Source organism: Alteromonas antoniana (assembly GCF_019249295.1).
Taxonomy (GTDB): domain Bacteria; phylum Pseudomonadota; class Gammaproteobacteria; order Enterobacterales; family Alteromonadaceae; genus Alteromonas; species Alteromonas antoniana.
The window spans coordinates 63743-78382 of record NZ_JAESDH010000022.1 but is presented as its reverse complement, the minus strand read 5'-3'; the positions used below and the strand labels follow the sequence as shown (position 1 = coordinate 78382).

The 14640-nt window shown below is 44.9% G+C and carries 12 protein-coding genes; 6 read left to right on the top strand and 6 right to left on the bottom strand.

All coding sequences use genetic code 11. The annotated features are described in order from the left end of the window. Positions 1-891: 891 nt before the first annotated feature. Together JKP77_RS17260 and JKP77_RS17255 are read left to right on the top strand one after the other, a co-directional pair. Positions 892-2004: a DUF2855 family protein gene (locus JKP77_RS17260; RefSeq protein ID WP_218312409.1), complete on the top strand. Its 1113-nt coding sequence runs from the start codon at positions 892-894 to the stop codon at positions 2002-2004. Between the two features lie 341 nt (positions 2005-2345). Then, positions 2346-2603: a hypothetical protein gene (locus tag JKP77_RS17255; RefSeq protein WP_218312408.1), complete on the top strand. Its 258-nt coding sequence runs from the start codon at positions 2346-2348 to the stop codon at positions 2601-2603. 138 nt (positions 2604-2741) lie between these two features. Here the strand turns inward: JKP77_RS17255 and JKP77_RS17250 are convergent, their stop codons facing one another. From JKP77_RS17250 to JKP77_RS17230, 5 genes are all read right to left on the bottom strand, one after another. Next, a complete protein-coding gene (locus JKP77_RS17250) occupies positions 2742-3461 on the bottom strand; it encodes a LytR/AlgR family response regulator transcription factor (protein ID WP_218312407.1) in 720 nt (239 codons plus the stop codon). Then, positions 3452-4483, bottom strand: a complete 1032-nt coding sequence (locus JKP77_RS22385) for a sensor histidine kinase (RefSeq protein ID WP_218312406.1) — start codon at positions 4481-4483, stop codon at positions 3452-3454. Before JKP77_RS22385 ends, JKP77_RS17250 begins: the two co-directional genes overlap by 10 nt. A gap of 99 nt (positions 4484-4582) precedes the next feature. After that, positions 4583-5950 (bottom strand): alpha/beta hydrolase family protein, encoded by a 1368-nt coding sequence (locus tag JKP77_RS17240; protein ID WP_218312405.1) that lies wholly within the window; start codon positions 5948-5950, stop codon positions 4583-4585. A gap of 400 nt (positions 5951-6350) precedes the next feature. Beyond that, positions 6351-7439 (bottom strand): tetratricopeptide repeat protein, encoded by a 1089-nt coding sequence (locus tag JKP77_RS17235; protein WP_218312404.1) that lies wholly within the window; start codon positions 7437-7439, stop codon positions 6351-6353. Between the two features lie 166 nt (positions 7440-7605). Continuing rightward, positions 7606-8460, bottom strand: coding sequence for a hypothetical protein (locus tag JKP77_RS17230; protein ID WP_218312403.1), 855 nt, complete (start codon positions 8458-8460; stop codon positions 7606-7608). 366 nt (positions 8461-8826) lie between these two features. Here JKP77_RS17230 and JKP77_RS17225 point away from each other — a divergent pair, with 366 nt between their 5' ends. Further along, positions 8827-10701 (top strand): GGDEF domain-containing protein, encoded by a 1875-nt coding sequence (locus JKP77_RS17225; RefSeq protein WP_338024887.1) that lies wholly within the window; start codon positions 8827-8829, stop codon positions 10699-10701. 213 nt (positions 10702-10914) lie between these two features. Here JKP77_RS17225 and JKP77_RS17220 read toward each other — a convergent pair whose 3' ends face one another. Then, positions 10915-12066, bottom strand: a complete 1152-nt coding sequence (locus JKP77_RS17220; protein ID WP_218312402.1) for a sensor histidine kinase — start codon at positions 12064-12066, stop codon at positions 10915-10917. A 594-nt stretch (positions 12067-12660) separates the two neighbouring features. Here JKP77_RS17220 and JKP77_RS17215 point away from each other — a divergent pair. The 3 genes from JKP77_RS17215 to JKP77_RS17205 are packed head-to-tail and all read left to right on the top strand — an operon-like array spanning position 12661 to position 14548. Continuing rightward, positions 12661-13485, top strand: coding sequence for an AraC family transcriptional regulator (locus JKP77_RS17215; protein ID WP_218312401.1), 825 nt, complete (start codon positions 12661-12663; stop codon positions 13483-13485). A 31-nt stretch (positions 13486-13516) separates the two neighbouring features. Next, complete coding sequence (locus JKP77_RS17210; protein WP_218312400.1) at positions 13517-14104, top strand: LysE family translocator; 588 nt, start codon at positions 13517-13519, stop codon at positions 14102-14104. A gap of 33 nt (positions 14105-14137) precedes the next feature. Beyond that, positions 14138-14548, top strand: a complete 411-nt coding sequence (locus JKP77_RS17205; RefSeq protein ID WP_218312399.1) for a DUF2000 family protein — start codon at positions 14138-14140, stop codon at positions 14546-14548. The last annotated feature ends 92 nt before the right edge of the window (positions 14549-14640 follow it).

Below are 14640 nucleotides of genomic sequence, written 5' to 3'. Positions count from 1 at the left end.
ATAGAGTACCACCAACAGGCAGTTGATCTCTTCTCACCGTTTAACCATGAGTGGTGCACTTATTATCTGAAATCGGGGTTGCCCTAGGTTGATAGTGCTTGTTTTCTAGGTATTTAAAACTTGAAGGATTCCCATTAAAAATTTAAATTTCCAGTGTGGCAATTTAAAAAATTATCGGGAAATTTAGAATATTCAGGAAATGTGTTCAGTTGTATCGGCTCATGCGTTTATAAGCCAACTATGTTTAAGGTACGCAAATGGAATAGATTTTTGGAAGACTACGACATACGTTGTTCATTTGCACTTGTTTGAATATGCGAGCTGATATCCCTTCCTGCCACCATCCTTCAGAAAAGAATAAACTGACCTCGATTGAATACAAAAGTATCCCAGCCAATCCGTTGAAAAGTGACCAGGTGAAGTGGCCAGTACATCAGAGCTAAGGTCGACAACTCAACAAAAACGGAAGTGACGCCAGCCTGCTCGATTGCTGATGACAACACCTTTTTGACTAAACCCGTCGGTATAAGCGGCATCTTAAAGCGTAAACTGCCAATGAATTATTAATCGCTTACATCGTACAATGCGCCTAAAAGACAAAGTATATGGCAGGCACAACACACTGTGCTTATAGTTTTCCTGTAAGACCCCTATTCTCTCATCAAAGACTATGTATGTTCATGCTACTAGGTCGCGGACAAGGTGTGATCAAACTCTGCACCGACGTTGAGCATGCTGCGTCACTGATAGCAAGCTACCTCAATATTTATTGCTCGTCATCAATAGTACCTATTGGAGAAGGTTCGTTCAGGCGTGTAAATTTTGAATAACTTCGCATACCAGCACTTTTAACCTTACTGCATGTTTTTTCGAATATTTTAAGGGTAGATTATGTCGACAATTACCAATACACGTCTTCTTTCCAGTAAAAGTAACGTTGGAAATACCCGTGTTGACCACGTAGAGGAAAGCGTAACGCTAGAGCCTGGAGAGGCTCTGTTAACCATAGATACTTTCGCGCTTACGACCAACAACATTACCTATGCCGCCTTTGGCGAATCAATGCGCTATTGGGATTTTTTTCCTACGCATATAGATGGCTGGGGGCAAATGCCAGTATGGGGTTATGCCACTGTCTATACTTCGAATGCTGAAGGCATTGCCGTGGGCGATCGGTTTTACGGTTACTACCCTATTGCGAAATTCTTAAAGATCAAAGCCGGACGGGTGAACACGCAGGGCTTTAAAGAGGTTTCCGAGCACAGAAAGGAGTTACCGTTTACCTATAACACCTATGTACGTGTTCCTCAAACACCCACGCTGAGTCCTGACTTAGAAGACGCTGAGATGTTAATGCGTCCGCTCTTCTATACGTCATACATGCTGGCCGATTTCTTACAGGATAATAATTATTTCGGCGCCAAAAAAGTAGTGTTCTCGAGCGCGTCCAGCAAAACGGCTTACGGAACCGCTTATTGCGGGCGCAAGCTTGGCGATCACCCACACTTTGTGGGTATCACTTCAGCACGCAATCAGACTTTTGTTGAAAGCACAGGTCTGTATGATTCCACCGTAACTTACGAGGAACTCAACACGCTTTCTACGGATGAGCCTTATGTTTATGTCGATTTTTCGGGAAGTAATAGTCTTCGTTTACATATTCATCAGCACCTTGGACAACAACTTAAATATGATTGCTACGCTGGTTCTGCGACCAATACAGAATTCCTGGCTAACGAACATGAATTTAATCCTGAACCCGTTCCCTACTTTGCCCCTGATCAAATTCGTAAACGTATTCAGGATTGGGGAATGGATGAATTAAATCGTCGCTACGAAACAACTCAGGCCGAGTTTTTGGCAGAACTTGTCGATCCTCAAACCGGTTGGATGACACTTAGCCCTGGTTATGGCTTTGGTGATGCCGCGAGGGTAACTCGCACGCTTTATATGACTGGTGATCAACCCCATCTGGGCAGAGTCATTCGTTTTGATATGTTTTAATAGGCGGCGGGTGCAAGAAAATAAGACAGCACGCCACATTGCCCTCAATTGTCGTATGACTGTCCAATCTTGGACTTCAAGTCGGGTTTGAAATCAGGCATAGCAATCAGAACGTGACGCCTTAAGCGGCGTCCAGGTTGCAACCGCGCGGGTTAACCTTCCTAATATAGCTGCACAAGCAGCTGGTGTTATTTAACAATGTGCTCGTCGATAGCAAACTCCATTTATAAACGCATGCTCCCTCCCCTAAAGCACCATTCAAGGGCCTGTTAATTTATGTAATTAAAGTTTCATCGCGGGTTTGCCGATAACAAATCAAGCACGTAGTTAAAGGTGAAATCATGAATTATTCGCGTTTCTTTGGTGGGAAAGAATTACTGAAAAAGCAGCCGCTTGTTGACCAAAGCGCTTTGGGTGCAATGTATCGAGGTAAGCACTTTGACGAGCCCACAGTAGAGTCTTTCAATGGATTTACCCGTCAGTTCAATCGCGCCACAAGCAGACCGCTTCAGGAAGAAATTTTGGATAAACGCAATCGTCTCATGTTAAATGCGACAAGACGTAACTATTCAACGTTACAAAGATTAATCGCAGCCTGATACACAGATCCTTTTTATATAGAGCCAGTTATACAAATAAGCTAGCCCAGCTTGCATAGCTGGCGCTTTAATTAGCCCATCTAATTACGTCTTTTTGAGACACTTTTTGCCTGAGTGTGTAAGTGTGCCGTAATCACCTTAAAGCGATAAACGCTGTTTAAAGGCTTGCATCTGGCGACGTGAAGGCACCAGGATGCGGCCATTTTGCATGGCGACCTGCCATTGACCACTCAGTGTCACCTCAATATCTTCAATGTAAGCAAGGTTAATAATTTCCGAGCGGTTCAGGCGAAAGAAACCTTCTGTTGGCAAGCGGGCTTCAATCTGCGACATCGCTCTGTTGAGCATTGGCTTGTGTTGCTCAAAGTACACCCGGGTGTAATTTCCAACTGACTCAAAAAGCTGAACCTGTTTAAGCTTTATCAGCCAGCAGTCTTCTCCTTCTTTCACAAACAATTGGCTGTCTGCGTGTAACCTGTCTGACGGCGCTTCAGGAATGTGGTGAGTCTTAAGCCGCACTTTTGCTTTATCAAACGCACTACTCAGCCGTGGCAGGGTAACCGGTTTTAGCAGATAGTCGAGCGCGTTGACTTCGAATGAACGCACGGCAAATTGATCGTACGCTGTAGTAAAAATAATCAACGGCAAATTATCTAGCCGCTCAAGCAAATCGAACCCGGTTCCACCGGGGAGATCGATATCCAGTAACACCAGATCGGGCTGGGTTTCAGTTATCATCTGGTCGGCACTGTCGACAGTATCTGCCTGCCCCACCAACGTTATTCCTGACAACTGGGATAACTGCTCGCACAATTCAAGTCTTGCCAGCCTGCTGTCTTCGACGATAGCTACGCGCATGTTTTCTCCTTCCCGGGAAGTAATACCTCTGCCATCACTACCCCATCCTGCTCGTACAGATGAAACCTGTGTTCATCTCCATAAATCAGTTGCAGGCGCCGACGGATATTATCAACACCAATTCCCTTTTGATTGGGTTGCAGCTGACCGGGGTTGGTTACCGTTATGCGTAACCACTTTGCTTTCCAGCCAATACTGAGCGTTACCTTGCCGCCATTCACTGCGTTTGCAATGCCATGCTTAATTGCATTCTCAACCAGCAATTGCAGCATCAGGCGCGGAACCTGAGTATCGGTACCCACGCCGCTGGAAATTGAGGGCTCGTAAACCAGTCGGTCTTCGTATTGCATTTTTATCAGACTGATATAGGTAGTGACAATTTCCAGTTCTGATTCGAGTGTCGTGGTTTCGCCGGTATCACTTTGAAGGTTGTAGCGAAGCATTTCCGCCAGATTGGCCAGCATGTCTCTGGCTCTTGTGGCGTCCTCCAGGATAAGCGCCCGGATATTGTTGATGCAGTTGAACATGAAATGGGGGTTTAACTGGGTAAGCAAAGCATTTAGCTGCGCCTGATTCAGGTTATGCTCTAAATCCCGCTGCGTGACTTCCAACTCGTCCACTTTGCGTTGCCGGGTAACGAAAAAATACAGACCACTCCAGATAACCAGTACTGCCCATAACACCAGCATGTTATTGATAAACAGAATGTCCAGAGCACCGACAGCCTGATCTATTAGTGGATGGCCGATAACGATGAGCGTACAAATCATTAAGCTTGCCGCGCCCGCCGCGCCAATTAATGACATAAGAAAAACACCGCCTATTACGCTGAGAAGGTGCCGGTGTTGCCAGCGGCGATACTGATAGCGCAAGCCGTGCGATGCGGCAAATCCAAATGTATATAGAATAAAAACAGCAAAGAAAAGTGGGTAATGGACCATACCCACAGACACTTTCAGCAATGTATCTGTTGCGAACAACAGCCCCCAGCCGATAAATTGAATTAACCAATACTGCTTCACAATCGTTACTCTGAATCCTGCGTGTTTTTCCAGCTACTCGCTAAGGCCATTGTTAGTCTGACGCCTTTATCTTTGTCAAATTGCTGACTAAGCCCATTGTTACTCTGATACCTTCGTGATTATCCAGTCACTTATCAGATCAAGCGTCTCTGGCGATATGGTTTGGCTTATTCTTGCATATTCGTCCGGTAATCCGCTATCGGCTTGCTGAAACAAATGATTCTGACCAGGCAACACTCTGAGCGTCACATCCGGATTGTTGGATGCAGCAAAAATACGCTTCATCGCTGAAATATTGCTGTGTGCGGACACCTGTAAATCTTTGTCGCCATTTATTGCCAGTATCGGCATGCTGAGTTTAGACAACACAGGCGCTGGCTGGTAAGACAGGAAACTCCTTCCCCAATCATTGGCCAGCAAATTCACATACTGACTTGCGGTTCTTTCATCATAGCCTGCTTCAAGCAATTTTTTCCGGATCTGAACCGGACTGGCACCGTTAATAATCTGTGCAGCTACTGTCTCCATGACCTCATAAATGCCCTGTGAATTTGGGCTGCCATACGCTTTGGCAATATCCCGCTGTTGTTCTGCCCACAGGGTTTTTCCATCTACTCCTAAGCCCGCTAGCAACACCATAAAGGCAACGTCAGTCTGTTTTGAAGCAAAAAGAGGCGCAGTGACTCCCCCTTCACTATGGCCAATCAGGCCAATGCGGCTGTCGTCTATATCTTCCCGGGATTGCAGATAAGTATACGCTGAGGCCACATCTGTACTGAAACCGTCAATCGTGGTGCCTGAAAAGGTACCGCCACTCTGCGCGGTACCGCGATCGTCAAAACGCAGCACGGCAATACCTGCGTTAGTAAGATGATCAGCCAGTACCCAGAAAGGCTTGTGCCCCATTAGCGTTTCATCACGGTCTTGAGGACCAGACCCCGATACCAGAATTGCGGCAGGGAAAGGCCCTTCTCCCGGGGGGAGGGTTAAAGTGGCTGCAAAGGTAAAGCCTTCCGTTACATGATTATAAGCTACCTCTTCCACCTGATAGTCAAAAGGCGGCTGAGGCTGCTGGGGGCGCGCAGCTGCCCCCCTATCCGATTGTTGTTCATTTACTGACTTACGCGTCAGCGTCAGACTGAAATCACTGCCGGCCTGGGAAAATATGCCCTCTAGCCTGCCATTACTGAGCTTTGCATCATACCGTGCCCCAATAGCTTTAAACGACACTGAGACAGAGGTATCTGTTATACGCACAACTTCGCCCGGAATGCCAAAGGTCTGTTGAGCGGGACTATCAATCGTCACTTGCCACTCCCCGTCGTGCTGATTCAGATGCATTATCAACGGCAGGCTGACATTGGGCTGGATCTGCAACTCTCCCTGCCAGTCTCCGGCTGTTTCCTTTGCCATTAATGTTGCAGAACAAAGTAAGCAGATAGCAGCAATTACTATTCGTCTTATCATCACTGTTTCCTTATTTATTACCGACAATGAGGGTTACTTTGCCAGAGTTATTTCAGAGTGGGCGTTTATATGACAAACGGCAGATTACGCGGATAACTGGTAAATAACGAAGATGAGAGGTTCGAACTTGTGCGATGGAAATAAACAGAACCAGCGTGGCAGTTAGCAATGAACGTTAAAATCAATTGATGAGAGCGTAAATATTTTTACTTTCAATATGTTGAACTTTTTTTCATAAATCGAACTATATTTCGGCTTTAAGCATTGGACTGTTGTAGAGAATCTAACCTGCGTATTTTCTCTGTGAGGGCATCAACATCAACACGGAGGCTTACCAGTTAACAACACTGATAAGCTCCCGCCTCCAAAGCCAACTAAAGAGTAAATGAATTAATCTGGATTAAATCTGCTTTTTAATTTTCTTTTTTAGCGTTTTCAGAATGTTATTAAAGCGATCGTCCCCTGACTGACTAATAGACGCTAACGTGGTTTGGGCTTCTGAAAGCTCATTATTATTCATTAGCAATTCGGCCAGACGTAGATTCGCCCAGTCTGCGCTTGGTAAATCAACGGTATCAATTGAGGTGGTTTTCAGGTCAGTTAAATACTGTTGTAACGCACTAATCCCCTCTTGCGTTTTCTCACCACTTTTCACCGCGATCAGGCCAATCCGGTATTTTCCGTAGAGTAAACGGGATTTATTTTGTTGATACGTCTGCCATTCTGCCGATTCGCTTTTATCAACGGGCGCAAGCTCATGCGACATCAAAGGGTAAAGCGACTGGAACGCGTTATCATAAGACTCTTCCGACAGATAATATGTGCCTAATTCAAGGGATGCTCTTACGTTACTATCACTTTCCTGCGCGAGTTTCTTATAAATAGTTATCGCTTGTTGTTCGTCATCTTCAGACAACAAAAAGCGAGCTCTGGCAAACTGGCCTTCAGTGGTATCCATTTCGGTAATTTTATCAACCAGGCGTTTCGCCTCGTCAGAATCACCGCCAGCAATGGAAGGGGCAACAAGATGAAATTGCATGAGCGCCAGATAAACCTCAATTTTTTCCGGGGCAACCTCTACGGCTTTTTCCAGACTGTTTTTAGCCTTTTCTGCATAGCCAAGCGCTGAAAAAATACTGTTAGAGGCTTGCGCGCCCATTACGCTTGCATGCATATGATAAGCGCGATAATCCTTGCTGTAGTGGGAAATAAAGTCCTCTGCACTCTCTTCTGCATCGTCTAAATCCTGATTCATCAGTGCAGAAACCAATAAGGAAAACTCTTCCGGTGTTTTATCATTTTTACTTTCAAGGGAACTGCTAACCGACTTGAAATCACCTTTTGCAAACTGAGCTTGCAGCGTTTCAAGTGATGTCGTTGAAGCCTGAGCGAACGTTGCACCTGCAGATAGCAGGGCGATCAATACTGTAGCGGGTAAAAGAGTAGTTCGGCGAGAAAAACGTTTTTTAAGGTGTCCTTGCTTATACATATCTGTTCCTTTTTGAATTTATTGTGAGACTAAGGCCACCATTAGTTGCCATTGCCTGGTCAAAGTTCCCGGTAAACAGTGGACTGACACCTTTTTGTCTTTTTAATCGAGTCCACGTCGCATAGTGAAACATCAAAAACGTAATTATTGATGTTTACGTACAACGTTACCGATTCCAAATGCTATGAATCTTATCCACAATTACAAAGTTATAAAGCACCGCAAATAACCGCTGTTGCTGACGCTGACTAATAGTGGTGTTTATACGTAGGACCTCTTTCTTATTCGGAAGAAACAGTGTCGCTATTTCCTGATTCTCGTCATAAATACGCAGACCAACAATGGTGCGGCCACGATGACGACGTGTATCTAACACCTCACCAGATAAGTTTACCCGTTCACCTTGATAACTGTATTCTGGTTCAATACGTAACATTAAATCTCTGGCTCGCAGCACAAGTTTTGTTTCCGATCCTTGCTTTTGGGCCAGATACAACTGCCAGGTGTCTGTTTCATCTCCAATTTCACAGGCCAGAAGGCTTGACACAGGTCGGGTAGATTCACTCTGAGGCTCTTCATCTCTGAATATCCGAGACTTTTCCTCTTTTTGATATAGATGACGTAGGTCACAATGACTGCTGTCTGTATAAGCGTTGCGAGCATTCGATAAATCGAATGAGAAGCTTCGTTCCAGATCCACTGCATAGCGCTCTGATTCGACTAGCCAGTCCTGGTTAGTCAAAACAGAGTTGAAGACGTTAAGTTTAACTTCTGAATCTATCCGGGTGGTCTCACCTGAACTATGTCCGGTATCTACATTGGTAACCTGATAGTTACCGGCGACGATTTCGTAGTGTTTATCCAGTATGGCAAAAGTCGGTATTTCAATGTTGATTTGCTCGCTATGTTCTACAAATGACGGAGAGTAAATCATGCGCTTATTATCCATATAAGACACGGCACAGGCACTTAATCCGAATAGCATAACAGTGGAAATAACGATGTAAGACAACTGGCTCATAAATTTACGTCTATCCCTGAATCCCATTGCGCATTGTTGAGTGCCCCGCTTACTGTTGCTATAGAGGTCCGCCATCACAAACAATGTCACAAGTTGATAAAAATTGTGATTTTTATTACAGCGTGTCAAAGATTAACCCTAGCTGAATAGTATGGCGTCTATTTAACTGACATAATTTCTCTGGTACGCACAGCAAAACTATTGGTCAGATTACATACCCGATATGTTGGCGACCGTATGCCTTAAATCGCAATAGTAAACGCTAGGCAGGTAAGTACGCGTGCCATCCTGAAAAGACTTTTTACGGAAGCTTTGATAATCTCCAGCTACATACCAAGGAATAAGCAGTAAATTTAAGGATCGCTAGTGAAGTTGCCTGTCTTTATAAGCATACTAGTGGCGCTTTTAGCGCAGACATCGGATGCCAAAAACTTATCAGGGGATAGGTACTTTCAGTCATATCGCGAGATCATTGGCAAGTCCCCTGCCACCGGACATGAACTTGAGCTTCTTATCGCATCGTCCCCGCTGACAGATAGCACCGCTGTGGCGTCAGTCTACCATGCGTTGTTAGATTCGCTGGTTGACCATCCCACGGGCTTTGAGAAATACCATACCTCTCCATCTTCGACGTTGATAACGCTAAAAAAATCCCATCCAGCGTTATTTTATCGCCACCAGATACTGGAAGCTTATAATCTGGGCATTGGTGGGGATTGGCCTGACGCTATTCAACGCATCGACGAGGTTATTTCCTTCTCTGAACAAAGTGATAAGGAACTTTATTTCGATGCGATAGCTACCAAATCACAATTCCTTGCAAGAGTAGGACTGTTACGTGCGTCGCTTAACGAGCTTGCTGTTGTGCTGGACGCTTTACCGTCATTGTCTCAAAAACGCTTCTTTGGTGATGGCGCGATTGAAAATGCTGAGTTGTTTATCGGTCTTACGAAGTCTTATTTGGGGGAATATGATCAAGCACTAGTGCTTTGTGCTAGAGCAGAAACGTTTTTCAGTGGTCGCCCCGCTAGTACGCCCTTTCGTTATTACCAAATGTCTTTAGATTGTCAGCGGCGAAGCTACGAAGGGTTAGCGCGCTACACGGAAGCGGAAGATATTTTAGAAAGCTATATTCGCTTTGCAGAACAAATAAAAGATTGGGATAGCTTCGTATATGGTCTCGTTCTCAAACTAAACATCTATTTTCAAACAAATAGCAGTGAAAGCGCGCTGCAACTTATCGAAAGTACAAAGCGCTTTGTTGCTTCCCTCCCCGGCTCGTATGACAAAACATCTTATGAGATTGCCCGTTTTGAAGCCCTGTTGATGCAGGGTAAGCTTGATGAAGCAAATGCGCTTTCAGCAGACATTGAGCAAATGCTGGCAAAAACGTCAGACAATAGTCTGTTGCAGGCTGAGTTTAGATCAGCTCAGGCAGAGCTATTCGAGAAAACAGGAAATTTAAAGCCAGCGTTAAACGCCTTAAAAGACAGTAAACACTATTATCAGGATCTGTATTATCAAACTGATGGCCGAAACGAGTTCTTTAGCGATTATTACGAAAGTGAGTTAGCGCAAAGAAAACTTCAGCTTTTGTCCAAAGAGCATGAGTTAACGCAGCTGAATCTCTCAAAGACAAGCCGCTTTAATGCCCTCCTGTTGATGGGGGCGGCGGTGTTGACTATTGCTGTTGTGTTCATTGGATATTTGCTGTCTGTTCAGAGAAAATTAAAGGCAGAACAAGAGGAACTTGCCACCACCGACTCGCTGACCGGTATCCGTAACCGAAGAAGTGCACTACAGGCTATAGACATTGAGATAGACAAAGCAAAAAGACATCAGCAACCGCTTTCTTTGGCCATCATTGACTTAGACCACTTCAAATCTATTAATGATCGTTTCGGCCATGATGCCGGCGACGCGCTTTTAAAAGCTTTTTCACACTTTATCAGTCGATCGATAAGAAAGTCAGATATCTTTGCACGCTATGGTGGCGAGGAGTTTGTTCTTTGTCTGCCCATGACCTCAGTTGAAAAAGCCGAGACAATGCTCAACAACATCCTTTCGATGTATAACGCGGAGATGTTTTGCGGCGGTAACATTCGTAATCAGACATTCTCGGCCGGCGTTAAAGAGTACGAGGCTGGAGATACCACAATGTCTTTAATCACTCACTGTGACGAGGCGCTGTATAAAGCCAAAAATGCCGGGCGCGGACAAGTCAGTCGTGCGGATCGATAGAGAACATGCAACGGTGAGATTGAATCCAGACCTCATAACTCTTATTGAGAGTGTAAAATATGTGAAGATGGGTTTTGCCAACCGACTGACTTTCTGATTTATGCTAATTCTGAAGTCGTTGAGACCTGCTGTTTTATTATTAACCGGGTTGCTGGCATTCCGTCGCCCTCTCATTTAAAAAGTGCGACAGCTGTGGGCAAAACTGTCAAAAAATTATAAGTATTCGGAAAACGCTGTACCAGCATTATTGCTATGGGTACTGATGGTAAAATAGAAAGTCGTGCCGGCACTTTTATCACTTTCAATCCATGCTTTACCCTTGTGAGCCTTCGCAACCAGTCGCACTATGTAAAGTCCGATCCCCCAGCCCTCTTTGCTCCGATTTTTTTCGGTGTCATCACGAGAGAGGAAATCGAACATTTTATCCCGCATGGTAGGCTCAATGTAGGAACCTTCGTTATGCACACTAATTTGCAATATTTTCTCTTCGCGACGTAAACCAATAGTTATCGGCCTGCCTACACCACCATATTTTATCGCATTTGAGATTAAGTTCTCGACAACACGTAAAACAGACATGTGATCGCAAACTGCATGGGCCTGTTCCAGGTTAGTTTCAAAATTCACTCTGTTACTGTAAACCTCTGTCGCCTCTTCAGCGGCCACCTTGAGCTCTTTTACCAAATCCTTTTCTTCAAAGCGAAATGTCATTCCTTCACCAGCTTTAAGCTGCGAAGCATCCAGCAATTCTCCGATAAGGCCGAGCGCTTTACCCAGGCTCCGCTTTATTACTGAAAACACTTTGGTCTGCGATGCCAGACCCAGCTCCCCTACTTCAACGTAGCTACGAGCAACAGATATTGGATTGCGCAAGTCGTGAGCGATAACGCTAATGAGCTTTTCCTGTACTTCCCTGATGGAATTAGAGAATTTCTGGCAGGCCTGAGCACAATTCGCCTCTATGAACCGGTTTATGATTTCAGCGGTAGTCAGGCACAATATACCGTTTCGGTAAAGGTGGTTGCGAAGTACCTGTCGTAACAGGGAATACTCCTGTATTACCTGCGACACATCATAGCTCGATACCGAGGCACGCGCCCGCCCGTGCTCGTCACTGTACTTTGCTCTGAGATCAATCTTATCTATACCGGAGGTATCGAGGTTGTCTGGGTCAGGCTCAAAATTTTTAAGCGCCTCAACGAGGCTGGCTAAAAAATATGGAAGATAATTCCTGACAATCAGATCCGGCGCATCTGACGCTGCCTGAAGCTTTTTATTCGCTAGCTCTTCCCACTCGGCGAAAACTTCCTCTTTGTTGGCTTCAAAGTATAAGCCGCACTCCAACGTATTTACTGACAAAAACATTCCCTTTCTTTTGTGAAAACGCTTATGAGCCCTCATGAGGCGCAATATAGATATTATTCTATTTTATAATATAGAAAGTTGAATAGGCATGCTAACAGCTTTGTCAATAATATAACTAACTTTAAGCAACCTCAACATTCCAGGCGATTGCCCACCGAACTTTCTATAACGATACCAATATTTCTTGCACACTTCGCCTAGAGTTGTAGTGGCAGACTAAATCCGAATACCATTTAAGTGTTTTATTGATAAGTATTAGCCGGGCGATCTTCTGACGTTCCTAGAAATAGGTGATGTTGAAGGTTTAACTGACATTCCCGGTCACCCTCTGCATAACTATCGTGATTTTGCTACCAGCCTGATGTCTGAATAGCGTGCCAACCTCAGTGAAAATGCCTACTCTGTTGGCACAGGCATTCAACGACAATCTATATTTCACCTACCAAAAACGTGATCCACTGACCTGGAAGAGACTCTGCCCCATCAATAATTCAACCCACATACTCTATATAAAGTCCGCAATTATATTCTATTTTTATGTGGCTGGACTTTTTATACTGGCTATAACGAATTGCGCAAACTGATGAGATTATCATGCAAGAGCGGTTTCAGTATCTACCGAGTCACCACACATTTGGTTTGAGTGCCTTTTCAGCGCAGATAAAGGAATTCAGCTATGACAAACATGCGCATGAAGAGTACAGCATTGGCGTTACCCGCAAAGGACGTCAGGACTTTTTCAGTGACGGCAGGTTCCATAAAAGCAATGAAGGCAACGTAATATTCTTTAATCCTGAGCAGGTACACGACGGTTGTGCAGGCGCGAGTTCAGAGCTCGAATACGAAATGCTGTATATTCCTGAATCCACGTTGTTGCAAATGATGCGTTCTCTTGGCCAGATCTCTCGGGATCAGGCCCGCCTGAAGTCATCTCTTTTCCACGATGAACAGCTACGTGATGATGTCCTTCAACTTAGTCAGATAATGCGCGAGGCGAAGGTGTCTGCGCTTGAAGAAGAAGCCGCGTTGTTATCTATTGCTCAGTCGATAATTCGCCTCGGCAACGGCACGCTTCATGATGTTAAGGTTCACAGCCGTAAAGATGCGCTGCTTCTTCGAGCCAGGGATTATATTCTAAGCAATCTGGATCAGAAGCTGACTGTGGACTCGATATGTCAGACAGCAAACATGTCAAAATACCATTTTATCCGTCTGTTCAATCAGCAGTTCGGTATGACACCGCATCAATATGTACTGAATTGCCGGATAAACCGGGCAAGACAAGCGCTTGAGATGGGCAACAGCGTTTTTGACACTGCTGTTGACCTTGCTTTTGCTGATGTCAGCCATTTTAATCGCAAGTTCAAAAAGACTTTTGGCATTACGCCACGCCAGTACCAGCGGCAATTAGTCACCTGATTTTTACCGCCCTGCTACGTTCGAGTAATCCATGACCGACATAATTCTTTATGCCTTTGGCGTGATGTACACGCCTGGGCCAGTGAACGCTATTGGCCTGAATAATGGTATCCAAAAACAAACCCGTGTTTTTGGTTTTTTTGCCGGCGTCGCCGTTGCCATGTTCATACTATTTTTCTCTGTTGCGTATGTTGGTGAACAGATAATGAATCCATCGCTGCTGACGGTGACATCAGTGCTGGGAAGCCTTTATATATTTTGGCTGGCAATAAAAATCTTTCGCTCAAATCCCGCGCAATCTACAGAAGCCCCTCCCCGTCTCCTGACATTTCGCGATGGCGTGATGATGCAGTTACTTAACCCCAAGGGGATCACTGTGGCACTACCCGTTGCGACAGTGCAGTTTCCCGCGGCGGGGATCAGCGGGTTCGTATTATTTATCTGGTGTGTAGGCCTGGCGATATTCGCCTTTGGTGCGCCGTGGTTCTACTTCGTTTTTGGACGCCTGCTGGGAAAGAATATTTACCAGGCCAGGTATTTAGCTGCGATCAACAAACTGATGGCGCTATTTCTGATATTTGTCGCCATAAGTATAGGGCTTAGCCCTTTTGTTATCTGAACATTTCAAACTACGCCACCAGGAGATATAAACATGCAGTTTGACACTAAATTTGCGATTGTGGTTGCTGACGATTTACCAGCATGGCAGAAACTGAATGTGGTTAGTTTTTTGTCTGGCGGCGTAACCAGTAGTCCGGAAGTAAACACCGGGGAGCCCTACACAGACGCCACAGGTAACAAGTACTTACCGCTCTGTATACAGCCAATTATTGTACTGAAAGCCAGCCGGGAAAAACTCAGCACGTTTATCAACCGGGCAAACCGAAATCAGGCTGAACTGGCAATTTACATTGAGGACATGTTTGCTACCGGGAATGATAACGATAACAGACAAACGGTGAGTCAATATGTAACGGATCAACTTCCGTTAGTTGGACTTGCGATGTGTGGTGACAAGAAGCTCGTTGATAAGGTGTTTAAAGGCGCAAAATTGCATGACTAATATTTAGCACCATTTTTAAAAGATAATGATGAATGTCATCTGTCATCGCTCGTTGGCGTAGTTCAGCGATCTGTATATCTTTCCTTATGACA

Coding starts and splice junctions, on each gene's coding strand:
- JKP77_RS17260 (WP_218312409.1), top strand. CDS start 892: ATGTCGACAATTACCAATACACGTCTTCTTTCCAGTAAAAGTAACGTT.
- JKP77_RS17255 (WP_218312408.1), top strand. CDS start 2,346: ATGAATTATTCGCGTTTCTTTGGTGGGAAAGAATTACTGAAAAAGCAG.
- JKP77_RS17250 (WP_218312407.1), bottom strand. CDS start 3,461: ATGCGCGTAGCTATCGTCGAAGACAGCAGGCTGGCAAGACTTGAATTG.
- JKP77_RS17240 (WP_218312405.1), bottom strand. CDS start 5,950: ATGATAAGACGAATAGTAATTGCTGCTATCTGCTTACTTTGTTCTGCA.
- JKP77_RS17235 (WP_218312404.1), bottom strand. CDS start 7,439: ATGTATAAGCAAGGACACCTTAAAAAACGTTTTTCTCGCCGAACTACT.
- JKP77_RS17230 (WP_218312403.1), bottom strand. CDS start 8,460: ATGAGCCAGTTGTCTTACATCGTTATTTCCACTGTTATGCTATTCGGA.
- JKP77_RS17220 (WP_218312402.1), bottom strand. CDS start 12,066: ATGTTTTTGTCAGTAAATACGTTGGAGTGCGGCTTATACTTTGAAGCC.
- JKP77_RS17215 (WP_218312401.1), top strand. CDS start 12,661: ATGCAAGAGCGGTTTCAGTATCTACCGAGTCACCACACATTTGGTTTG.
- JKP77_RS17210 (WP_218312400.1), top strand. CDS start 13,517: ATGACCGACATAATTCTTTATGCCTTTGGCGTGATGTACACGCCTGGG.
- JKP77_RS17205 (WP_218312399.1), top strand. CDS start 14,138: ATGCAGTTTGACACTAAATTTGCGATTGTGGTTGCTGACGATTTACCA.